Origin of the sequence: Leptospira kirschneri serovar Cynopteri str. 3522 CT, from assembly GCF_000243695.2 — a bacterium.
In the GTDB taxonomy this organism is placed as follows: domain Bacteria; phylum Spirochaetota; class Leptospiria; order Leptospirales; family Leptospiraceae; genus Leptospira; species Leptospira kirschneri.
Map to the genome: position 1 here is coordinate 45,001 of NZ_AHMN02000011.1, position 22,772 is coordinate 67,772.

17 protein-coding genes and 1 pseudogene are annotated in these 22,772 nt (G+C 34.1%); 8 read left to right on the top strand and 10 right to left on the bottom strand.

Annotated elements, in window-relative coordinates; translation table 11 throughout:
• Positions 1-23 precede the first annotated feature (23 nt).
• The 3 genes and pseudogenes from LEP1GSC049_RS2000000227970 to LEP1GSC049_RS213275 all read right to left on the bottom strand — a co-directional run bounded on the left by LEP1GSC049_RS2000000227970 (position 24) and on the right by LEP1GSC049_RS213275 (position 1,920).
• Positions 24-170: a hypothetical protein gene (locus LEP1GSC049_RS2000000227970; RefSeq protein WP_016748420.1), complete on the bottom strand. Its 147-nt coding sequence runs from the start codon at positions 168-170 to the stop codon at positions 24-26.
• Between the two features lie 59 nt (positions 171-229).
• Positions 230-378, bottom strand: a pseudogene (locus LEP1GSC049_RS2000000229370) (LIC_10177 family protein); the annotation flags it as partial.
• A 252-nt stretch (positions 379-630) separates the two neighbouring features.
• A complete protein-coding gene (locus tag LEP1GSC049_RS213275; protein ID WP_004755511.1) occupies positions 631-1,920 on the bottom strand; it encodes a glycosyl hydrolase family 18 protein in 1,290 nt (429 codons plus the stop codon).
• A gap of 1,469 nt (positions 1,921-3,389) precedes the next feature.
• Here LEP1GSC049_RS213275 and LEP1GSC049_RS213270 point away from each other — a divergent pair.
• Positions 3,390-4,238, top strand: a complete 849-nt coding sequence (locus tag LEP1GSC049_RS213270; RefSeq protein ID WP_025186060.1) for an Lp29 family lipoprotein — start codon at positions 3,390-3,392, stop codon at positions 4,236-4,238.
• A gap of 652 nt (positions 4,239-4,890) precedes the next feature.
• Here LEP1GSC049_RS213270 and LEP1GSC049_RS2000000229120 read toward each other — a convergent pair.
• Positions 4,891-5,079, bottom strand: a complete 189-nt coding sequence (locus tag LEP1GSC049_RS2000000229120; RefSeq protein ID WP_004755525.1) for a hypothetical protein — start codon at positions 5,077-5,079, stop codon at positions 4,891-4,893.
• An 85-nt stretch (positions 5,080-5,164) separates the two neighbouring features.
• Here LEP1GSC049_RS2000000229120 and LEP1GSC049_RS213265 point away from each other — a divergent pair, with 85 nt between their 5' ends.
• A complete protein-coding gene (locus tag LEP1GSC049_RS213265; protein WP_004771239.1) occupies positions 5,165-6,268 on the top strand; it encodes a DegT/DnrJ/EryC1/StrS family aminotransferase in 1,104 nt (367 codons plus the stop codon).
• Positions 6,269-6,796: 528 nt separating this feature from the next.
• Positions 6,797-7,387 (top strand): DUF6962 family protein, encoded by a 591-nt coding sequence (locus LEP1GSC049_RS213260; RefSeq protein WP_004755521.1) that lies wholly within the window; start codon positions 6,797-6,799, stop codon positions 7,385-7,387.
• A 531-nt stretch (positions 7,388-7,918) separates the two neighbouring features.
• On the opposite strand, the gene LEP1GSC049_RS213255 is transcribed toward LEP1GSC049_RS213260, so the two are convergent.
• Positions 7,919-8,794 carry an LIC_13029 family protein gene (locus LEP1GSC049_RS213255; protein ID WP_004755508.1) on the bottom strand — a complete coding sequence of 292 codons (876 nt, stop codon included), beginning with the start codon at positions 8,792-8,794 and terminating at the stop codon, positions 7,919-7,921.
• A 116-nt stretch (positions 8,795-8,910) separates the two neighbouring features.
• Between LEP1GSC049_RS213255 and LEP1GSC049_RS213250 the strand changes: the two genes are divergently transcribed.
• A complete protein-coding gene (locus LEP1GSC049_RS213250) occupies positions 8,911-9,930 on the top strand; it encodes a DUF2804 domain-containing protein (protein WP_004755522.1) in 1,020 nt (339 codons plus the stop codon).
• Between the two features lie 268 nt (positions 9,931-10,198).
• On the opposite strand, the gene LEP1GSC049_RS213245 is transcribed toward LEP1GSC049_RS213250, so the two are convergent.
• Positions 10,199-10,888: an HAD-IA family hydrolase gene (locus tag LEP1GSC049_RS213245; RefSeq protein ID WP_004755512.1), complete on the bottom strand. Its 690-nt coding sequence runs from the start codon at positions 10,886-10,888 to the stop codon at positions 10,199-10,201.
• 99 nt (positions 10,889-10,987) lie between these two features.
• On the opposite strand from LEP1GSC049_RS213245, the gene LEP1GSC049_RS213240 reads away from it, so the two are divergent.
• Positions 10,988-11,692, top strand: a complete 705-nt coding sequence (locus LEP1GSC049_RS213240; protein ID WP_016560939.1) for a DJ-1/PfpI family protein — start codon at positions 10,988-10,990, stop codon at positions 11,690-11,692.
• A 926-nt stretch (positions 11,693-12,618) separates the two neighbouring features.
• On the opposite strand, the gene LEP1GSC049_RS05710 is transcribed toward LEP1GSC049_RS213240, so the two are convergent.
• From LEP1GSC049_RS05710 to LEP1GSC049_RS213230, 3 genes are all read right to left on the bottom strand, one after another.
• A complete protein-coding gene (locus tag LEP1GSC049_RS05710; RefSeq protein ID WP_016560910.1) occupies positions 12,619-13,524 on the bottom strand; it encodes a GNAT family N-acetyltransferase in 906 nt (301 codons plus the stop codon).
• A gap of 407 nt (positions 13,525-13,931) precedes the next feature.
• Positions 13,932-15,254 (bottom strand): phospholipase C/P1 nuclease family protein, encoded by a 1,323-nt coding sequence (locus LEP1GSC049_RS213235; protein ID WP_016748426.1) that lies wholly within the window; start codon positions 15,252-15,254, stop codon positions 13,932-13,934.
• 620 nt (positions 15,255-15,874) lie between these two features.
• The gene (locus LEP1GSC049_RS213230) at positions 15,875-17,050 is read right to left on the bottom strand and encodes a DUF1343 domain-containing protein (RefSeq protein ID WP_004759170.1); all 1,176 of its coding nucleotides are present in this window, start codon (positions 17,048-17,050) and stop codon (positions 15,875-15,877) included.
• A 124-nt stretch (positions 17,051-17,174) separates the two neighbouring features.
• Between LEP1GSC049_RS213230 and LEP1GSC049_RS213225 the strand changes: the two genes are divergently transcribed.
• Positions 17,175-19,700, top strand: a complete 2,526-nt coding sequence (locus LEP1GSC049_RS213225; RefSeq protein WP_004755510.1) for a cyclic nucleotide-binding domain-containing protein — start codon at positions 17,175-17,177, stop codon at positions 19,698-19,700.
• A gap of 722 nt (positions 19,701-20,422) precedes the next feature.
• On the opposite strand, the gene LEP1GSC049_RS213220 is transcribed toward LEP1GSC049_RS213225, so the two are convergent.
• A complete protein-coding gene (locus LEP1GSC049_RS213220) occupies positions 20,423-21,109 on the bottom strand; it encodes a hypothetical protein (protein WP_004755526.1) in 687 nt (228 codons plus the stop codon).
• Between the two features lie 285 nt (positions 21,110-21,394).
• Here LEP1GSC049_RS213220 and LEP1GSC049_RS213215 point away from each other — a divergent pair, with 285 nt between their 5' ends.
• Both LEP1GSC049_RS213215 and LEP1GSC049_RS213210 read left to right on the top strand, forming a co-directional pair.
• Entirely contained in the window at positions 21,395-21,736 is a 342-nt protein-coding gene (locus tag LEP1GSC049_RS213215; RefSeq protein ID WP_230848370.1) for a hypothetical protein, read from the top strand.
• Entirely contained in the window at positions 21,733-22,260 is a 528-nt protein-coding gene (locus tag LEP1GSC049_RS213210) for a hypothetical protein (protein ID WP_004755518.1), read from the top strand. Before LEP1GSC049_RS213215 ends, LEP1GSC049_RS213210 begins: the two co-directional genes overlap by 4 nt.
• Positions 22,261-22,772 lie beyond the last annotated feature (512 nt).

The following is a 22,772-nucleotide window of genomic DNA, read 5'->3' on the forward strand; positions in this document are numbered from 1 at the left end:
GAAATTCTTTGTAAATAAGATTATTACTTGTCGAATGCTTTTGCGATTCCTTTAACAACTCCAGTCGCGATCATATCTATAATCCTTTCTTGTGTCCATGGAAGGCCTTTGCTTCTTCTTGCGATTTCTTTCGCGTCAAACGGATCCGCAATCGGAGTATCGGGAGACAAGTGACGAATTAAATTTTCAAGCGCTTCTATCTCCGACCGAATCTCCGAATTCCGATCCGTTAAAGCTTTTTTGATACCGTCTCTTGATTTAGTTTTGCCAGATCAAAAATCTTACGACTGGCAAGGCCGGGGCTCCTTTATTGATTCAGTCGGAAAATGTCTTAGAGCTTGGATATACTAAACAGTGATTTATAAAATCAATATCGGCGGTTCAATCCCACGTATGTGGAGAATAGTTTTCGAAGTCTTTAGAAATAACGGAAAAAATCGTATTAGGATTTTCTAAACAAAATTCTAATGCAAAAACCATTCTTATTTTATTAGAGTTGTTAAAAAATTCCATAGTGAAAATTCGTAAAATTGCTTCAATTGTCCATTCAATCCAAACAGATCAAGAATTAATTTTTCAACAACTCTATTCTACTTTTAAAAAAATAAAGAACTTTTATAAAATGAATCTTTAATGAACTGAATTTTCTGGATTTTCAATTATTTGTTTTAAGTAGGTGTGGATTTCCGGATCGTTATCCTGGATCAGTTGCCAAAATGAAAATCCTCGTATTTTATATTTTTTTAATAGATTCATTTTTGTTTCGAAAGATCTACGGTTTATGTAAAAAGCGACACGGTCGCAGCCGCCTAAAGTATACCAAAGAGAAGGATCGTCGTAGATATGTCCTTCGTGTCTATATAAATAAGGGCGGAGATAAATCCAATCTCCCGATTTTCTGGCGTTTTTAAAAATTCGAACTACATCCGTAGGTTCTTCTATCTTTGGATTCCAATTTGTTTTGATATATTGAGCGCGGGAATAAAAGACTGCTTTGGAAGGAATATCGCAGTTTAACGGCCAGTCGTAACCATAAGTTGGAATTGCCATATATAGTTTAGAATTAGGAATTTTTTTAGTAGAATATTCTAATATTCTTTCAATCCACCAGGATGGGGCTTGTGGACCAGGACCAGGAAAGGCGTTTTTTCTAGGGTGTAATTCGTAGGCCATGATCTTGACTTTATCTGCGACTTTGCCAAGGAATTCATAGTCGTGTGAAAGTTGGCCTCGATAGGCTTCGTAAAAATCAACCTGCATCTTTTTGCCGTTTTCTTTGCAAAAATAATCTAACGGTTGTTCGGCGAATGTTTTAGGATGAATTGCAACAGATAATAGTTTATTCTTCTTTTTTAATTCTTTGGAAAGAAGAGTTAAAAAGGTTTCGAAACTTTCTTTTTTATCACACGTCATTCCTTCGTAGTCGATGTCGATTCCGTCGTAGCCGTAATAATCGATCTCATTTAAGATTTGTTGAATATGATAATCACGAATTTTTACGTTTCCGTTAAGTCCGATAGCATCCGAAACTTTTTCAAAATCGTTTTCCCAACGAAAGATTGTAGGAATGATTTTCGTTTTTGGGGAAATTGTTTTTAAAGTCCAAATATAAATTTCTTGAGCTTCATGACTCCAAATGGATTTGATATTGCCCGTATTGGATCTACCTCCTTCTAAAGTATAAAGAAAGGGATGAATCTCGTCGTATAGATGAATATTTTGTGCCATCGCGACTATATCGGAAGACCAAGTGGATGCTAAAAATTTCTTTTCAGTTTCTTTTGTATCACTTTTAAAATTGTGTAACGAGTTGATAAGCTCGGATATATTTTTAACTTTAGGGATACGAAAAAGATACAATCCTATCCACGCCGAAAGTAATAAGATAAAGGTAAAAAAAAGTAAAAGAAGTTTTTTCAAAATGAGCTCGGTTACCGTTTCCGGATTGAATTTTTTCGGTCAGTTTAAATTCGGATTCTATTCTGGAAAGTGAATTCTAATCTAAATGTACCCAAAGAAGAAATTGCGTCTTAGATTTTAAAACAAATCTCGCGTTTGGATTCTGAATTTGACTCGGTGCGTTTGAACCTATCTTTAAAATACTTTATCTTTATTTAAAATGCCTAGTTCTAAGATATTTTTGAGATAACTATAACTCAAAACTACATCATAAAGAACAAAATAGTTTATACTTCGATTCTGTGTAAGAAAACTAGGGCGAATTCGGCTTGCCACAGGCAGCCGGACCGTGCTCTTTAGCTCCAGTCAATAAATTGTATAAAAGAAACGTAATGCAATATTTCGTCTTTAGTTACAATTTAGAACGCGATTTGTTGAGTTCAGGGAGTCGTTGTATTGAGTTTTTTATTCGTCCGGATTTTCTTTCTCTGAATTCACATGATTAAAATACCCAGTATTTTGAATTAAAACAGGGTTTTGCAGTAAAAATTTAAGGTACTCAATTTTATAGAGATCAGTAATTCTATAAAACTCAGTAATATCATTGATAAAAAGGACTTATATAGATTTGTTTACATGTTGAAGTTTAGATTCTTTTTATAGTATAAATATATTAGTACATTCTAATTTTTTAAATAGATTCATTGATTATTTTTATATATCTTCGGACTTTCCCCGAAAAAACGAATATGATTTTTATTGTATGACAGAGCCCGCTCGGAGCTATAATAAATACAGAAAATCTTTATTCTCAAAGGTTGTTTGAGTGCAAAATATTAGATGATCTGTTATATAGTTATTACTGATCTCTATAAAATTGAGTACCGTTAATTCTATCATAAAACGCTGATTCTATGTAAAATATTAGGTACTTTATTATATAGTTATGAGTAGTAGTTCCTTTAGTATTGGAAAATTTGAGTCAATTATGAAAACTTCTATAAAATGGATTTTTAATTTTTTTGATGACTACAAAGCGACAATTTTATACATAAATTTGAAGATTAAAAATATTCTATTTGGTTTTTACAGAGATTTCCTTATATAAATCATAAATCAGTAAAAGTATAAATCTAAGTTGAAAAAATTACGATTTATTTTAGGAATTATTTAGGATTATAAATGGAGTTGTTGAAAAATTTCATAGTGGAGATCAGAGAAACCACTTCAATGGTTCATTTTAATCCAACAAAAACAGATGGAGAATTGTTTTTTTCAACAACTCTAATAAAGTATCACGAGTCTTTTTTTATAAAAGCCCGCTTGAGTATAAAATATTAGGTACTTTTTATATAACTGTTAGTAGTAGTCGATTTGTTTTTATCTTGGAGGGTTTGTTCTAAAGGTTATCATTTTTCAACTTTGATTGAATGGAGTTGAACAGCATAGAACAAATTCAAAATTACTTTTTAGAGAGGGAAGCGAACTTTATGACCAAGTTAGAGAAAAAAAAGATACGTTTTTCTAAGAGTGGAACTTTTGTTTCTTCGATTTTTCTGATAATGATTTCTACTTTTATAAAATGTAATTATCATTATTACGTGGAAAAAAATATTTCGGAAAATGCTCCGATTCCAAATTTACCTAAAGTAAAAATCACTTATATAGGTTTTCGCCCTTATGAGACTGAAATTACTAAATCTTCTGCTGAAACTCGGGTTTATACTGCGAATTTGGTTTATCCAGATCGAACTGTATTCAAATTTCAGAATGGGGTTTATGCATCTGATTTAAAAGCCGTTGGTTATAGAAAAGATGTTTCTTCGGATAAGGTAAAAAAGTTTGTCCAGGATTATTTAAACGAAGTGAAAGAAAGCGGTGTTCTTGAACTGACGTACGTAACAAGTGTCGAAAAAAAAGGTGAAGAACGTATCTTTAAGTTAAAAGATATAGGAACTGATTATTATGTGCTGGGAATTCACACTCCCGCTTTTCAAACTCCAAAACATTTCGGAAGCAGTGTAATTCAATTATTCTCTTCTGTTTTTTCCGTGTTAAGTTTTGGTTTGATTCCAAGTTATGCTTCCTTACAAGCCGGAACCGAGATCAAAATTTATGATAAAAATTTAAATCAACTTACATCCATGAAATACGATCATGGATATTCCGTTTTAGGTGCAATATGGGCTTCCTCTGTTCCGGAAGAATGTAGTCGCATGAAATGTAATTCTCTGAAACAGGTATCTTCCCCACCTAAGTTTGTTTATCAAGAATATGGATCTCAATTTGAATCGGACATAGTGAGTTTCATACAAACTCAATTTCCGTTTCGTAAATAAAAAATTATAATTTTTTTTTACATAGAAACTCGTTCAAAAAACAAAAATTATGATTTAACTTGATTTCGACATAACGCGAAAGGGATCGATGCGGGAAAACTAAAGCAGAACGCTCTCTCAAACTAAAGCCGTCTCTTTTCTTTCGGATCGTCTATCATACTCTGAATGTTGTATATCAATACAATCTAACTTATCGATCATGTTCACCATTTTGTAATTGGAAGTTTTTAATCCTGTATGTGAGTTATAAATGATTGTTATAAATTTCGAAATGCCTGCCCCCGAATTTCGAAAACATTCATAAGGTGGTCTGACCAAATTGGGATGTATGAACCTTTCCCGACAAAGTCATGCTCAATCTTGTCGAGCGTTCTGGAGGCGAGACGCTTTAGTCATAACCAACCCCACAAGTATTTAGATTTCAATATAGATCTGTCGGAATTACGACAAATCCTCTGTAAAACTGAGTTTCCAACGCGACCTGCAGAAGCGACCCTTAGGGAGCGATGCATTGAGTTTAGGAAAGCGTTGTGCTTTAGTTCAATTTTGATTCTAAAATCTTCTTTCAACTTGTGGGGTTGGTTATGGCTTTAGTTTCACAAAAATGTAGGAACTCATGCAGAAACTGTAATAACAAAAGAATGCTAAAAAACTATAAATCATTCAATATGATGGTTTTTGTGGGAACTACCACATTGGATTGAAGATTCAAAATGACTAAGGTTTGGGCAGGTTCTAAATTGGTTCGTTTCAGTCTTAAAATGCAGTAGTTCCCACAAAATTTCGGTTTTAGGGCGGATTTTTCTTGTACTTTTTTGATCCTATTACAATCTATGCTCACAAGATGTAGAAAAAGGTCTTTACGAGATCGAATTCAAATACATAATGCGACATAATAAAATTATCAGAAACTGAGTTAGTTGGACATGAGCAGCACCGAAACTGAAATTCTAGAAAAGAATTCTAAAAAAAAGACTGAGATTGAATTTCATAAGCCTACTCTTTCCAGAGAAGATTTGAAAACGGTTTTAGAATGTCTCGTAGAAGACCATCTCACAACTGGAAATGTAACTACACGTTTTGAAAAAGCATTTGCTTCTACTTTCCGTTATAAACAAGTTATTTCTACAAATCATCTGACTTCTGCTTATCATCTTGCACTTCTTGCCTTGGATGTTCAAGCAGGGGACAAAGTTGCACTTTCTACATTTGCGCCCGTTTCGGCACTTGATGCCATTTTTCTTCTAAAAGCGACTCCGGTTGTAATCGATCTGGATAAAAATTCTTTCCATCTAAATTCGGAAGAGCTTACACAGAAATTAATAGATCCTTCTATTAAAGCGATTATTTTAGATCATTCTTTTGGCTCTATCGCAGATGCAAAACGTTACGACTTTAAAGGAATCCCGGTCATCGAAGATATTTCCGAAGTTTTAGGCGCACAAAGTGCAACTTTTATTCCTGGAAAACAAGGAAGTCTTGCCGTTTGTGGACTTTCTGTAGATCAAATGATCACAACTGGAAATGGCGCTATGATCATTACGGATCAAGAACCATTGGCTAAAAAAATTCGAGCGATGAAAACGGGTAAAGAGCCTTACCAAAGAAAAGAGGGGCAACCTAAGTTAGACTATAATCTCATCGACTATCAGGCAGCGCTTGGAATTGAACAACTTTCCAAAATTGGAATCATCTTAGAGAGAAAAAGAAAAATAGCACAAGTTTATCTACAGTCGATCTCTGGAACTTCAGTTAAAACTTGGTATGGAGATCCAAATTTAGATACATTTAACCGTTTTATTATTCTTGCTCCTGGAAGTTACGAACAAGTGGAAAGATATTTTCGCTCTTTACAGATAGGAACTCAAAGAGTAATGGAAGAACCAATTCATCATATTTTAGAACTTCCTAATACGGATTTCCCGAATGGAGAAAGGCTCTTTCAAAGAGGTCATTGTATTCCAATTTATCCTAATTTAACAAAAGATAATATTCAAAGAATTTCTCAGGCAATCCGTAGAATTTATTGATCGCTCGCTCGTATCCTTAACTCAGAATCGATTGTATAAGTTATACAAAAATCTATAAAATGATGCCGAAAATAAACGGTAGATTTTTATATAGATGTAGAAGTTTTTACGGATCTTTATGAAATTGAGCACCGTGAATATTAGAGTTGTTGAAAAATGAATTCTTCATCTGTTTTTGTTGGATTGAAATGGACAATTGAAGCAATTTTAAGAATCTTCACTATGGAATTTTTCAACAACTCTATTATTACAAACACTGATTACTTCATTATATAACTCTGAGCAATTATCAAATCAAAACTATATATAAAAAACGTAATGCGTAAAAAATTGTGAATATTTTTTAGTATAGTTTATAAAATTTATGATTAAATCTAAATTATAAATCGAGAGTACATTCTAAATTACGCATATAGATTTATTTTGGCATAAAATAGGTGGATTTATTTAAACAAATCCAGACAATACAGTCATTTGTCTTTTGAAAAAGAATTGCAAAATTTGTTTCCATAATAAGGATCATTTTCCATGCAATTGAGTACTGTTTTTTCCGATTTCATTTTAAGTCTTGTATCAATCTTTGTTGCGATTCAAATCAGAAATGGAACTTCTTATTCGAAATCAGCAGGTTTTATAGGATTTCTTACGATAGGGATTTCTGCCGGTTTAGGGACGATTCACTTTTTAGGAATCGAAGTTTTAGATCCGATTTATCGTTTTGCCGTGAACTTGGCTTCTTTTGCAGGAGTGCCATTGCTTGGTACAGGTTTTTTTCATATTGGGATCAAAAAGCTGAAAAAAAATTATCTCTATCCAGTTGGAGGAGTTTTGTTGTTTCTCGATTTGATTTTTGGTTATGTTTTTCCGCTTCCGATTTTATCTACTGTGTTAGGTGGAATTTCTATGATTACGGCAATTCTTGTCTGTATTCGTAAAAACTCGGGAGAAAATAAAGTTCCGGCTTTGTATGGTATTTTAGGTGCGATTCTTTTTATTCTCGCGGGGCTCGTGATCGGAACAACTGGGTCTAGAGGACCAATTTTGAACGTAGATATTTTTCATATCGTTTTAGCAGTTGCGGTTTTTTCTCTAGGTGTTTCTCTCAAACGATTAAACTAGTTCTTGTTTCAATCTGTGGGAATTCTCACAAATCTATGTTTTGCAGATGAATTTCAATCTGTAGAAATTCCTAACATTGATTTGACGATGAGTTTTTATTTAAAAACCTATAAATCCTCAATGAGACTTAATCTGTGGGAACTCATACAAATCTATATTTTGCAGTAAAAACTTGTAAAAGTTCTGGAAAGTGACCTTGGTCCTAAAAGTAAAATGTGAGAACTATTACTTTTAAAAGTTTTTTTTTAAATTTACTACTGATCTCTATAAAATTGAGTACCGTTAATTTTATCACAAAACACTGATTCCATACAAAATATTAGGTACTTTATTATATAGTTATGAGTAATAACAAGTTCACGTTACTCATCTCTATAAAGTTAAATACTGAAATGTTCATCACATGCTGGTTCAAGTAAGTTCGATAGAATCTGATGTGAAAGAAACGCTTTTGATTTTTGAAATTTTTTCTACAGAGATGTATATAATATTTTAATTATTAAATATATTATAATATTTATATTTTTCTGATTAAGATGGGATTTGTTCCGAAACCTGGGTTACCCACGAAGAATAATAATTTGCCAAAGTTCTCAAAAACATCAGATCCATTTCGTTCTCTTCTTTTAGAATTTTGACCGCGTTTGTAAACTGAAGTCTAAATTCGGTAAGAGGAGTTTTTTCTGGTATTACACGTTTCATCGAAGGAATATTATCTTCCATCCCGTATTCTTGAGCCCACTTTTCGATCAAATTTCCACAGTTATATTTTTTAGAAAGTAAGAGTTGGGCCAATATATGACGGAACATACTTTCTATCGATATGATCGTGATGTCTTTATGGAGAATGGAAATTTCGGTGATAATATCGTCCTTCTTATCGATCACTACTTTTGTATTTCCGATTTTGTTAAAAATTTTAGAAAGATCGTTGTAAGCTCTGAAATTTTTCAAGATTGTTTCTCTGTCCTTCATATTGACGGTTCTTTCATTTTCGGGAAGATTCATTTCGTTTAAGATTGTTTCGATTACTACAAAGATAATGTCGAAAGAAAATTGAACGGATTTACCAACAAGATAAAGAATCTCGCTTTGAAAAGAGATATGAACCGCGTTGAAGAATAATTCTAATTTTTCAGGGATTAGAGATGAAGAAGTTTTATAGAGATCGATCATATCTTTGGTAAATTGAGTCCGATCTAAAATCGGAAATAAATCGGGATGATTGGCATGAGTTCTTAACAACATTTCTTTTAGAACCTTAACTATACCTTGTTGTACTTCTTCCGTTCTATAAAGAACTCGATAAAGTAGAATAGAAATTTCACGAGATGTTTTTTTAGATTTTAGAATTTTAAGGTCGGCTTCATCAAGGCCGTAAGATTTCTGGCTTTTTGTTTCTACCATAAGCGTTGAATTTGGAGGCCAATGCTGATCTAAAAAAAATAAAAGTAAAGCGAAATTGTAAATCATAGAAATTTACATTGCATTTTAAACCTTTTGCATTACTCTGATCGACCGAAATGAAAATTATAGGCGCTGAAAATAAGGTCAACTACGGGGTATTCGACGGTCCAGTTGAATTCAATTATAAAGAGTTTCAACTGTTGGATTTTTTTGGTAAAGAAATTAGCGGATTTAAAAAACGTTTCGCATTTAAAAAATTCAATTATATCGGAATTATCACGGACGAATTCTTAATCGGCTTTGCTGCTGTCAGTCTTGGCTATGTGTATAACGTGTTTGCTTATTTGTATCATTACAAAGATGGAATTTTATTTGAGTTTGATACTAAAGGTTTAGATAACGAAAGTGGATTACAATTTCCAGTCAACCCGGACGAACATAGGATCCGATTCCAAAAAGGAAATTCTTTTCTAAACGTCTATAAATCACATTCTAAAGGTAAACTTGATGTAGACGCTTCTTTAGGAAATAAATTGCGATTTCAATTTCAAGCGAACTTTGCCCTAAAAACTCATTCTCCTTTGAGAGTTCTAAATCCTTCCGAACCTACCCATTGGACTTTTACTGAAAAATGTTCTCCTTTAATTCCGAATTCATTAGAACTTTCTTATAAAGGTAAACCTCTTTCGTTCGATCGCAAAAAAACTACAATCCTTTATGATTGGTCTGGAGGTTATCTCAGAAGGGAAACCAATTGGTATTGGGCGGCTTTGGGCGCAATTCTTCCTAATCGAACTTCAATCGGTGCTAACTTTGCAGCCTTAGTAAACGAAACCTTTTTTTCCGAGAACGCATTTTGGATCAATCGGAAACGGAAAAGGGTTTCCAGAGTGATCTTTGATTTTTCCCAAAAAGATCCGACCAAACCTTGGAAAATTTATGACGAGGACGGTTTCGTAAATCTCACATTCATCCCGGAAGGAGAAAGAAAAGATAAAATGAATCTAATTGTTTCCAAATTGTATTTCAGACAATTTGTGGGAAAATTTTCGGGTAAATTTCGTTCTGCGGATAAAAAAAACGTTTCTTTCCGAGACGTTTACGGTTTTACTGAGTTCCATCGTTCTGTTTGGTAAATTGAATTAGAATTTTAATATATTATAATTTAACTATTCAATAGAGAAAATTCGAAAAGAGGATCTGAAAAATAATAGAGTTGTTGAAAAATTCCATAGTGGCGATTAACAAAACTGCTTCAATCGACCGTTCCTATACAACAGAAACCGATGGAGAATTAATTTTTTAACAACTCTATTATGTATTTCCGAGTAAAAATTGAAGTATAATATTACGGCCGTAAAAAACAGCATAGACGCTACCTGTTATTTCTTTTATAGATTCAACTTATAAAAATTGAATCAACTCGGATAAAGTTTCCAAATCTCCTTTTTTTCCTTTTAAGTAGGATCTCCAACCTAATGACTTTGGTACTTTTATATCCAATTCGTATTTATCTCCGCAGTAAACCAAACAATTGCTCGAAAGCCTCACCAAACGCATTGCTTCTTCGAATATTTTTGGAGAAGGTTTTTCGTATCCGAATTCGGCGCTTACGATTAGAGGATTCAAATATTCTAATATTCCTTTTGCTTCTAAAAGCGCTCTGAGCCTGTGATCCCAATTTGAAATTGCTCCGAGTCCCCAGTTTTCTTTTTTACAATAATCCTTAAGTTTCCAAAACCCCGGATCCAAAGTCCATAGTTCCGGGTCCGCGAATTTATGGTATATAATCGGAAATGCTTTTTCAATCGAGACTTGGTCCGGAACTCTTTTTAAAAAGTCTTCAAGTAGTTCTTTCCACCAACCAGGTGTTCCTCCTGGATGAGATTGGTATTTATCTCTATGTTCCGGTGGAGAATTTTTTTGCATCTTTTGCCAAGATTCTGTGAATGCTTTTTTATAAATTTCTACTGCATTCTCTTTCCTTTGTAACCCTGCTTGTAAAAGGATTTCGAGATATGTTTCTCCGGCTGATTTTTTTAGATGAAGAATTGTATCTCCTACATCTAAAAATAAATATTTCTGATAACTCACAGACCTAGTTTATTTACTCCCGGTTTTTTGCATCTCCGTAAGAATTTTAAAATTAAAAATGACTTGTAAGTCACTTTACAGAATCTATTTTCTTGATTTATGCCGGATGCTAATTTCTCTATCGGAATTTTTATTTTCCCAGGAGTCACCCAACTCGATTTTACAGGGCCTTATGAAGTTTTTTCAAGAATCCCGAACGTAAAAATATTTTTATTTGCGCAATCTAAAGATCCAGTTCAGTCAGAATCTGGTATGAAATTGATTCCGGACTTCGACTTTTCGAATTGTCCAGATCTTGACATCTTACTTGTTCCTGGTGGCCCCGGAACGACTCTTCTAATGGAAGAATTTACTGTCTTGGATTTTCTCAGAAAAAAAACGGTAAATTCTAAATTCATCACTTCGGTTTGTACCGGTTCTTTGGTTCTTGCTTCTGCCGGTCTTCTCGACGGTTATAAAGCCACTACTCATTGGTTATCTTTAGATGTTTTAAAATTATTTCCGGTTCAGATTTCCAGCGAACGTTTTGTAAAAGATCGCAACCGAATTACCGGAGGTGGTGTTACTGCTGGAATCGATTTTACTCTTTTTTTAACTGCGGAATTTTTCGGTTCCGAACTTGCGGAAGAAATTCAACTTATGATTGAATACAATCCAGTTCCTCCGTTTACTTCGGGACATCCTACCACCGCCACTTCTCATTTAGTTGAGAAGGTGAAGTCAAATCGAGAGATTACTCAAAATCGCAGAAAGGCGGCGGCTATTCGGGTTTTAACATCTAAGAATATTTGGCCTAAATCCTAACGTTATGCGTGTTTTCTATTTAGAGTGAATGTATTACCTTTCATTCGAACACAAAGAAATAGTAGGGTGTAGGAACTCTCACAAATCGTAGATTTACAGTAAAACTTTAAAATGTGGGAACTACTATGAAATACAAAAGAAAATCATAATGAACTTACAATGAGACAAAATCTGCGGGAACTACCGCGAATTTAAACGATAGCAATACTATAGGTTCATTTTTTATTTTTTGACTAAAACAAGTAAGCCGGAGTTAAATCTCTTTTTATATTTCTCTACTCGAAACTATATAATAAAGTACTTGGTCTTTTGCACTGAAACAGGTTTTACAATAAAAATTTACTGTAATTCAGTATTATAAAGATCAGTAAGAATCTCATAAATGAATTTTTGATTTGATGAAAGTCTCAAAATAGAGCTTTCATGTAAAAATTTGACTGGATGATTATACTTTTCGGATTTTATAGAGGTTTCTCCCGTAAATCGTTTTTAAAATTGAAATTGTAAATTCCAAGATAAAAATACTCTGTCGTTTGATATAATTCTGACATATAGATAGAAGAAAATATAGAATATTAAAAAAACTGCAAGTTTCAAGTTGAAACAGATACTGACGTTCTTATTATTTTAATTAACGTGAGTTCGACGTAATAAAACTAGGTCGAATCCGGCTTGCCACAGGCAGCCGGACCAGGCTCTCAGCTTCGGTCAAGTTATTGTGAAACTACAGAATCAGATTCAATTTTCATAAAATACCAATAACTTAACCCTAAAATGCTTTCGTAAAAAACGTTTTGCTGAGTTTCCAACGCGACCTGTCGAACGACCCATGGGGAGTGAGACGCTGAGTTACTTCGAGCGACCGTAGAAGCGTTTTGCTGAGTTCATTCATCGATCCCTTTCGCGTTATATCGAATTCACGTTAATTAGGTTCTTGCCAACATCGGAAATAAAAAATTAGATTTAAAAGCCGATTGAAAACCTTTCACAAATAAAGGAGAATCTGTTTGAGTAATAATATCGTTTTCAATTTCCAAATCTAAAAAATCAAATTGATCCGGGCAAAAGCCAAAACGAATCTCTTCTACACCTTCTAAATTCCAATCTAAGAGAAATTTAGAAATGGAAAAAGGACTTTTACAAAGAATATCGTATATCCATAAAATCTTTTTATCCAGATGTAGAACTAAGATAGAGTCATTTTCCGGAAAATAATAAAAGTTCTCTGGATATACATAAATCCAATAAAAAGATAAAATAAATTCATATTGTATAACTCCAAATCGATTTGTAGTCGATTTAGCAGAAGAAGTAATTTTACGAAATAAGATTCTATCTTTTTTCGAATTTGCGTTCAAGATTTGAAAATTCAGGGAAGATTTTTTTCTGCGAAACGGATTTAGATTCTTGCAAACAAAACAGGATTCTTCCACTTTTTGAAACCCAAATTTAGGATAAAAATCTAATACGTTTTCGTTTCCAAATAGAAAGAAAAACGAAGTTTTAGATTCGTAATCTTTTAAAATACGTTCTATGAGTTTGCGAGAAAGACCCTGACGCTGATATTCCGGTAAAGTTCCTACTGTTGCCAATTGAACCGCGTCAAATTCTTGTCCGTTTAATATAATCTTCATCTCGCATACGGAGGCGTTCGATACCATAATTTCGTTTTTAAAAAAAGAATAAGGAATGTAGGAATTTTCCCAAAACCCGAGCTGATACCAAAGGCGAAAGTCCGCTCCATAAAGCGCTTTGGGAGTAAATTGAAAAAACGCTTCTCTAAGTTTTTCCTCTTCTCTGTAGTTTTTATAAAAGGTAAATTCTTTCTGCATTTAATTTGAGTTTGGTGGAAGAATATTACGGATCCCTATTTAATAGAATACTATGAGTTTTAATCTCAATATTTTAGTACAAAGTATTAGATATTTTTTATATAGTGTCAGTGGGAAAATTTTCTAAAAATAGTAATTTCTGTATATAAATTTTACTCGGAATTTTTTCTAAAACTTTTTTGTTTTTATTAGAGTTGTTGAAAAATCCATTTTATAAAAAATCTACGAACTTATACCCGGAACTTGACAAAAAATATCATTCAAAAATTCTTAGACTGTTACAAACAAACCTAAGTTGTAAAAATTACTGTAGTTTGTTAAAAGATTCAAAAGATGATTTCTTTGAAGTTTGCAGACAAGTTTCTAAAACATTTGCCGAAACTGAAAACAAATGTTGCAGCTGAGATCTAATTTTTATGATTTGAATCCTCTAAAAGCAAATGTAACATTTCTCTGGTTGCAGAGCCGGTTAGAGAAAAATCTCTACCTGCTTCTTTTAAAAGAAGATTTCTTTTTTCTGAATTTAACGTTGGAATGATTTCCTTCATTTTAGTGCCTAATTCCTTTTCCAGATCATATTCAGGTTTCATTGTATGTTTTTCTCCAAAAGTATCTATGATCGATTTGTTGATTTGAAAGGCGTGAATGGAAGCTTCTTTTCCTACGAACCTCATTAAATCTTCGTTAGACGAAAACGAAGGAAAACCCTTTGAGTTTTGTACTAAAAATTCTGTTAAGTTCTGGGCAGTATGATTTTTATAAAAGTCTATCAAATTGTAGGAGATAAAATCTTCGTACAAAAAATGGCGATTGGTTACAAGTTGAGTAGTTTTGGCTTTCATGTCTTTTTTTGTTTCTTTTGATGAGAAGATATAACGGGCGTAATACGAAAAGTCTGCGTCGGGAACTGCCTTGGAATGATACGGTTGTCCTATGTCTTGGATATAGTGACAAGTCCAAGCGGCAAAACGATATTTCCAATAATCGTGTCCCGTTTTTCCCGCCAATTTGGAAAGTCGAGAAAACAACTCGATCCGATCCAAGATCATTCCACCTTTTACAACCTCGGGAGCGAAAAGGGAAAGAATCCAATTTTCATTTTGGAATTGCATATGAAAAGGAGCTTTACTACCTTCTCCTTCTGCTTTTCCATAAGGTTGTTTGCCATACCCATATTCTTGAAAACTCCAAAGGTCATGATCCATTCCCCAATCCGGTTCATCGATAAAAGTATATAGAATGTTTTTAAGTTTAACTTTTTTTCCGATCGTAGATTGAAACCTTGCCGGAAGTTCGGGATGATCTAAAAGGTAGGGAGTGATTGAAGAAACTGAAACGTTTCCAATCATTGATTTAGAACCGGGGAGAATTCTTTCCACTTCTGAAAATCGAGTAGTGGGATTGAGTCTTGCCGCTTTTAAAAATTCTATAACCGATGCGGTTTCTGGATGAAATTCAACTTTTTTAAATCGTTTTGATTCTCTGGATTCTTCCCAAGCTGCAAACTCGTCAAATAGAACCTTTAAAGAATTCTTTTCTTTTTTTATGAAAGAATCCAAGGATTCAGATTCTACTTCTCTGGATATAAATCTCATAGAAGGATGTTCTAATATTTGATCCATAATGAGGTAGTGAGTTCCCCAAGAAAATAAGGCTGTTGGAAGAACAAAAAGAAATGAAAGTACAACAAACACTTTCCGCTTCATTATAATATTTTGATTTTTGATCATAATCTTCTCTTCGGTTTAGTCTTAGGGATTTCCGTCAGAATCAATGTAAAAACCAGACATGACTTTTCAGGATAATCTATAAAATGGTCCAAGGTGAATGATCTGGTAATCGAACACAACAAAAGATTTAATTGTTTTGGGAAATCATGATCGAATAGAATTTTTCCGAACATTTGATTTATCTCAACTTTTCTTTGATGTGGGAACTACCGCGATTTTAAATTTTACGGAAAAACTTTGAAACGTGAAAACTCCCACATTTCTGGTTAACGTGTGTTTGAGTAAGGGATTTTTAATTCCGGAAAATTTATCTTTACTTAAAGATGTGGGAACTATAGCGATTTTAAATTATACTTTTCTAGCAAAATCTTGCAGTAGTTCCCACATTTTCATAAAAGTTCTATTTCATCTATAATATAAGTAGGATGTTATTTTTCTCTTACTTGTATTCTTTTAGACCGAACTCACATGTTTAATTGCCGTACGATCTTCAAAAAGCATAATGAACTTGCAATGAGACAAAATCTGTGGGAACTCTCACAAATTTAAATTTTACGGTAAAAATTAGACGTTCTTTTGAGGTGGTTTAAAACTTTTCGATAAGTCTGAACGTCTTGGCTCTAAAATAATTCCAAATCCTTACATTTTTTTTTCCAAACACGCTCTTGTTCATTCAGATATTGGAATACAATGGAATCGGAATGTTTTCCTTTTAAATAATCCAAAAGAAAATGATCTCCTACCAAAAGTTCGATTGCGGGACGATCCGATCTGAATTCGTATGCACCGGCTCTGTAGGCAAAATCGTTTGGATATTCCTCACCGAGAATACGAATCAACTTTAGAGTGAAAAATAGACTGTGGAATTTCTCCGGTTTGTTTAACAAAATTTGAAAACCGCCGCAGACTAGATCCTTATGTTTGTGAAACGTGGGAATAAATTTCAAAGGTCTTAAAATCAAACTTCCTCTTTGAGACTCTTCTAAAACGTTTCGAATACGATTGTTTTGTTCGTTTAGATAAGGAGCCCCGAAAGTTTCAAAGGGCCTCGTGGTTCCTCTACCTTCGGAAAGATTGGTTCCTTCCAAAAGACACTGACCGGAATAAACGTAACAAGTTGAGCGAAATGGAATATTCGGAGAAGGTGGAATCCAACTAAATTCCGAATCTTTCTTATCATACCATCCTTTATTTACGATTCTGATCTTTACGTTTAAGTGAAATTCTTTTTGATAATAAGAAAGTAATTTTCCAGGGGTTAGACCATGACGATGCAAAACACTTCTCACTCCTACAAAAGATTCAAATTCTTTTTGAAGAGGAGAACCTTCTATTTTTTTTCCCGCAGGATTGATAGAATCAAAAACAATTACAGAAATTTCATTTTTTCCTGAAGAATTCCATTTAGAAATCTCTTCTAAAAAATAATAAGCGGTAGTAAGAAAAGTATAATAACGCGCTCCGGTATCTCTGATGTCAATGATGACTACGTCTAATCCTTCTAAAGAAATCGAATCTGGAACCAAACTGGATTCTTGGTCTCCATAAAGATTGATAAATTCAACTTCGTCCAGATTATATCTCAGGCTGGAACCGGAAACCTGATCTTGAAGTTCTGCAAAAAGTCCGTGTTCTGGAAGGAATATTTTCTTTAGATCATAACGTTTGTGAATGGATTGAAAGTGATATTCTCCATCTGGTCCGAAAGCGCTCTGATTGGTGATCATTCCAATTCTGGAAGTACGAAGCGACTTTTCAATTTTATTCATTCTTCCGATATACTCTTTAAGAGGCATAAGGAGTCAAGTTTAACGAGAATTACACTCAAAAGTGGCCGATTCAAAACGGTTTTTTAATTCCCTTTCTAAAAAATTGTTTTCTCTATAGATAAGAAATAGTTTCTTTTTCATTAATCCCAATATGGCATTTGATCCATCCGTTCCACAACAACAAGCCCAAGCTCCCGCGGGAACTTTATTGTTTCCAGAAGGTTCTTCCGCAAATACTCTAAACGTACTTCATAGTGGAACGGTTCGGTATTTGACCGAAGTTCCAGGCGGTAGAAAACTAGAACTTTTTAAACTGAATGGAGCTAATTTGACTCCTGGATCTGTAGCTCTTTTTACGAGCGGTAGATACCCGTTTCATCTTCAAGCAGAAGAAGCCTGCGTGATTTCTACTTATGCGATGAATCGAGATACGATTTCTAAAAGTGTAGGTTCTCGTGTTTCTTTAGGACTCATGGTCGCAAGGACGTTACTTCGAGAAATCACAGAACTTTTTAAAAAATCCAACCAGATCCGAAAGATTACTTCTGAAATCGAAAAGGTAAACGACAATCTATCGATTCTATATTATCAATTCAATCCGAGCGTATTTCCGGACATCAAACCTGGTTCTCCGATTCCAGAAGTTTCGGCTGACGTAGTAGATCCTGTTATGCGTCTTTGTAGAGAAAATTTGAAGTTGTTCTTTGATAACGGAGGTATTTTACCAGATAGACCTAGCCCTCAATTTTTAGAAGAAGAACACGAATCTCAACTTACAAGACTTTACCCCGAAGAAATCGATTTTCAAGACGGAGAATTTAATTTCATTCGCAAACTGGTAATGCAAGATCCTAAAATTCTGAATGTATTATTTACCGCAGATCCTTCTATGCTCGCTTACGTTTGTTCTAAACTGGCGAACGTGTTGGATCAAATTTCCGGAATTCTAAAAATCTGTCTTACCGACTTAGATGAAGCATTTCGTATTTTTTTTGTCGGTGAAAGTAGTCTCGTAGAAAAATTCTATCTCATTTTAGATATTACTTCTTCTGGTTACGGTACTGCTCCTGCAGAATTCGTAGTGCCTGTGTTAGGCGCTTTTGCGGGCAAAATCGAAAAATATAAAAATGGACATCAGGCTCTTTTTGGTGTTCCTGTGGCCAATATTTCTCCCAATACACAAGCGTTCCAATCTAAGGCGAGCACTCTCGCGAAAAAAATGGAAGAGACCGCTCCTAAAGTTCAAACTCCTGTTGCGTCTTCTGCAGCGGCAGGAGTAGATGTTGATGCGATCCGTAAAGAACTAGATAATTCCGCATCCGTTATCATTCAATTTTCCGGTTTAGAAGCAGAAAAAGTAAAAGAATTTTCCGCTCTTATGGTAAAGGTGAAAAGCCTAAAGAACCCTCTTGATCCGGAAGGTGACAATAGAAAGATCAGAAGGACTTTGGGAAGGCACTACTGGGACATGTACCAAGAATGTTTTATCAAGTACATGAGCTCTAATCGAAACGTTCCTAAACCAGTTGAACTGATGTTAAAGTACGGTTACTTCGATGAAACGTTGGTAGATGATTCTCAAATTGCTTTTATGTACACTCAAAAAGATCCAGCCAACTTTACTTCCAACGTTCCCATTTCACTTGGAACTGAATGGTTGGAGAAAGTGCATAAAAGAGAAGTTCCAACTTCTTTGGACGAGATGGGCCAAAACTTTTTTGAAAAAGTAAAACTTGAAAATAGAAATATAGTGATTAAAAAAGAATCGGATATTCCGCCCGAGTTGGACAATCCGGAAACTAGACTTAAGTTCGAGTTTGCTTCTCTTTATGAAGCAAACGTTAGACTCACTTCGGGTAGTCCTGCAACTCACTTTCCGATTTTGACTAAGTTTCATAGTCAGATGGCAATTGATAAGTCCTATGTTTCTAAAAAGATTTTGGAAGAAGTAGTTCACGATCTGATGGCGGTTGACTATTCGATTTTCCATAGAGAAGTAATTTATAATAATAACGAATTAGGAATTACTAAAGAATTCATTCAAAAATGTGTGATTCCAGATTTTATCTTAGTTCCTTCCATCGGAACCAAAGTGATGATGTGGCAGGATCTTTCCATTCACAGAGGAGCTGGTTCCAAAGAAAGTCCCGGAAGAATTGTACTTCCTATCTTTGCACAAGGGGATTTGAAAACGATGGTCGCAGATGCTCTGGCTGCGTTTCGATGGGAACTCACCAAATCCATTTTAGGTGCTGAATGGAATAACGTTGGTAATCCTTCGATTACCGCGGATTACACGGATTACATTCAATTTTTTAAAAAAAATAAAGATCTTTCGATGGAGATCAAAGAGAAGTTGGCTTCGGACTTCAAACGTTTTAGAAACGATAGGGATATATTTGCAAACGATTATCAGCTCTGGATGAAATACGAAGCGGACGGTGTTCAGAGATTGAACAAAGTAGTTCGTGGAATTTTTTACAGACACATTCCTTTTAGTAAACAGGTTCGGGATAAAGTGGCTAAAACTCCCGCCTTTGCAGAGATCCACAACCGATTTATTAATATTAGAAATCGCAAATATACTGAAATAGAAAATCGTTATAAAAAGTATCTCAACGCTTTGGGAAGCCTTCCAGATCCTCTACGTGAGAACTTGGAATTCTTTAAAGTTTAAGTTCTAAAATCTAATTTTTTAGAACTTAAGTCCGAATCCTTTGTTGAAAAATTCCATAGTGAAGATTCGTAAAATTGCTTCAATTGTCCATTCAATCCAATACAAACAGATCAAGAATTAATTTTTCAACAACTCTAATGTTTGCTCGGCTTTTCGTTTCTGAAACCAACTTTCAATTCTTTTTTATTTCGAGATCGTTTGTCGGAACTTACCGCAAATTGTGGGTTTACCAGTTAAACTTTGAAAATGTGGGAACTACTATGAAATGCTAAAAGAATCATCGTCCATCCGATTTTTGCACAAAATCGTTGTTTTGTGGTCATCATCAAAATTTAAATCCCATTTTAACGTGAGTTTGTTGGGAAAAAATTTTTTAAAAGTATGAGTTCCCACATTTAAAGAATTTATTTGTAAAATTGTGATTTGTGGTAGTTCCCACATTTTAGAAATAGATTTATAAAGTTCAGATTCTAACTTTTTTTCAGAAAATGAATCTTAGATTTCTTTACGCTCTTGCTCACGTTATTTAAAAAACTGTTCCAAAGCGATTCTCTTTGATTTCTCGCCAGATGTGTTAGTTCCCACAGATTCAGTCTCTTAGAAATAGAGTGTTTCTTAAAATTTGTAAGAGTTCCCACATTTTTAGGTTCTACAACAATTCTAAGTAAAATGAAATATGGTAAGAAACGAAAACTTATAAAAAGAAATTTTAGTTTTAGATTCTATATTTCTTCCAAAAGATAAGGACGAGTATATTCTCGAATGATCTCTACTACAAAACGACCCCAACTTTTAGGATCGTGTTGTGAAATTTCGACCTGTTTTATTTTCGGAAAATAGGGAGCCACTTTATAATGACTGTGAGAAAGTTCAACCGCTCTCAGATAATTATCGACTCTTTTGACTCGAACGAAATTCAACAACTCAGATTGGACCTGACTTTGTGCAATGTAACCAATGATAATCAGTTTTGGAAAAAGAGATTTTTGTAATAAATTTATGAATTCGGCAAAACTATCCACACGATCTATAAAACCTTCGTAGGCGCCGCCGCCTAAGTTCATAATCTGTGTCACAATATCCATTGTAAAGGAAACTCCTTCCGCAGAAGTCATGTCTGAAATGATAACAATTCCTTCATCCGGTTGGAATGTTTTGAACATTTGAGAGCCTTTGAAATGTCTTCTCAAAAGTTTTGCTGCGGATATATCTATCTCGGCGGCTTTAGTAAGAATCGTTTTTCCAGAAGAATCAAGAACAGGTTCTCTTGTGATAATGTATCTCTTTTTGGTCGCACCTTGATTCATCACTCGGAACGCTTTGACCTTTTCTTCGATTTCATCCAAAGAACAATAACCGATTTTTAATACGTTTTCCCTGGACCTTTTCCCTAATTCTGTATCTTCCATTTGAAGTTTTAAAGGAACGGCAAGATTGAAATCCGAAACTTGTTTCCCTTATCCCGTTTTATCATAACATTGAATTTACTTTGAACAACTTGCTTCTCAACTAAAGAGAAACAAGATTAAAACACTTGCACCTAATTTCCGGTTTTTCTGAATGGAATCATGTGTCCGGAAACGGAAAGCGATTCTCGATTTCGCATCTTTTTACAGATTTCGAAGATTGTTTTCGTACCAATTCTACTTTCCACTCTTTTTTCTTGCGAGTCTATAGAATTTATCCCAGATACGATTTTAAGAGAAGAATTCGGTTTTTCTCATAAAAGTTCCTGGAACGAAATCGAAATTCGTAATACTTCTCCTCCAAAACCATATCGCACATACGGCAAAGTCATTATTCGTTCGTTTGCAAACGGTAGAATCCCGGATTATATGATTATCAATCTCAAAAAAGAATTGTTTACCAACCATATGGACGGTGTTATTTTTACTGGAAAAGGAATTGTAAACGTTCCGCCCGTTTTAGTTCATTCCGGAAATGGAGACGGCAATACGGTTGTAATTGGTTATGTAAACAACGAAATGGGAGTGATCGAAGGTGTTGCTTATCGTTACAAGGATAATCTACAATGAAGGATTTTACGGATCATTCTCATTCTATTCGAAGATTTAATAGCGAAATTTTCGTAGATTCTGAAGACCGCTGGATCTTTAGAGGAAATCGAATCGATCAAAAAGAAATCCTATCTTACTTTCGTCAAAACCTCTACGAAGATGAACTTGGAATTTACATAGACAATCGTTTTGGAGAGTTGAGGGAAAACGGCTATTTGGAATTAGAAGGTTATCCGATCCATTTAATCGCCTGTAAAGAAATGGAAAATACGTTATTCTTTTTTGCAGAATCTAATTCTGTCTATTTGTTGGAGGATTTAATTTTTGCGTTAGACGTAAACGGTTGCCTTTTTGCTAAAACGGTAGATCATAAAAAGCTAAAATTCAGACCAGATCGAAACTGTCTTTCCGATCTCAGTCCTTTTTTAGAAGAAACGATGGGCGGAACCGAAATCCGATTTCAAGGTAAATCAATTCCAATTCTGGAATCGAATGAATCTCCAAAGGTAACTCTTCCGGAAGGTTTTAGTTCTATTTCATAGATTTGATTTGTGATGATCAGTTTTTCTTTTACTTCTTCTCAAACAAATTGGTCCAATAACCTTAGATAACGTAAGTTCAGTATAAGAGAAACTTAGAGCTTGCCTCAAACCTAAAGTATTTTAGGCGATAATTTCTTAGAAATTTTTAATAAAATGCAGTAGTTCCTACAAATTAGGTCTCATCTGGCAATTTGCGAACTTTCAAACAGTTCTACTCATAACTATATAATAAAGTACCTAATATTTTACATAGAATCAGCGTTTTGTAATAGAACTAACGGTACTCAATTTTATAGAGATCAGTAATTTCATTAAATTTTCGTAGTAGTTCCCACATTGGATGGTTTTGGGACAAACTCTAGATAAATTTTTCTAAAAGTATGAGTTTGGTATAACGCGAAAGGGATCGATGAATGAACTAAAGCACAACGTTCTCTATCATAACCTTACCCACAAGTTGAATAGGATTTTAGAATCAGAAGGCTCAAAAACGCACATTTTTCAAGTGTTCC

Excerpts from the sequence above, each read along its gene's own strand:
- LEP1GSC049_RS213225 (WP_004755510.1), top strand. The coding sequence starts at position 17,175 with ATGGCATTTGATCCATCCGTTCCACAACAACAAGCCCAAGCTCCCGCG.
- LEP1GSC049_RS213235 (WP_016748426.1), bottom strand. The coding sequence starts at position 15,254 with ATGATCAAAAATCAAAATATTATAATGAAGCGGAAAGTGTTTGTTGTA.
- LEP1GSC049_RS213270 (WP_025186060.1), top strand. The coding sequence starts at position 3,390 with ATGACCAAGTTAGAGAAAAAAAAGATACGTTTTTCTAAGAGTGGAACT.
- LEP1GSC049_RS05710 (WP_016560910.1), bottom strand. The coding sequence starts at position 13,524 with ATGCAGAAAGAATTTACCTTTTATAAAAACTACAGAGAAGAGGAAAAA.
- LEP1GSC049_RS213250 (WP_004755522.1), top strand. The coding sequence starts at position 8,911 with ATGAAAATTATAGGCGCTGAAAATAAGGTCAACTACGGGGTATTCGAC.
- LEP1GSC049_RS213230 (WP_004759170.1), bottom strand. The coding sequence starts at position 17,050 with ATGCCTCTTAAAGAGTATATCGGAAGAATGAATAAAATTGAAAAGTCG.
- LEP1GSC049_RS213220 (WP_004755526.1), bottom strand. The coding sequence starts at position 21,109 with ATGGAAGATACAGAATTAGGGAAAAGGTCCAGGGAAAACGTATTAAAA.
- LEP1GSC049_RS213260 (WP_004755521.1), top strand. The coding sequence starts at position 6,797 with ATGCAATTGAGTACTGTTTTTTCCGATTTCATTTTAAGTCTTGTATCA.
- LEP1GSC049_RS213255 (WP_004755508.1), bottom strand. The coding sequence starts at position 8,794 with ATGGTAGAAACAAAAAGCCAGAAATCTTACGGCCTTGATGAAGCCGAC.
- LEP1GSC049_RS213210 (WP_004755518.1), top strand. The coding sequence starts at position 21,733 with ATGAAGGATTTTACGGATCATTCTCATTCTATTCGAAGATTTAATAGC.
- LEP1GSC049_RS213265 (WP_004771239.1), top strand. The coding sequence starts at position 5,165 with ATGAGCAGCACCGAAACTGAAATTCTAGAAAAGAATTCTAAAAAAAAG.
- LEP1GSC049_RS213240 (WP_016560939.1), top strand. The coding sequence starts at position 10,988 with ATGCCGGATGCTAATTTCTCTATCGGAATTTTTATTTTCCCAGGAGTC.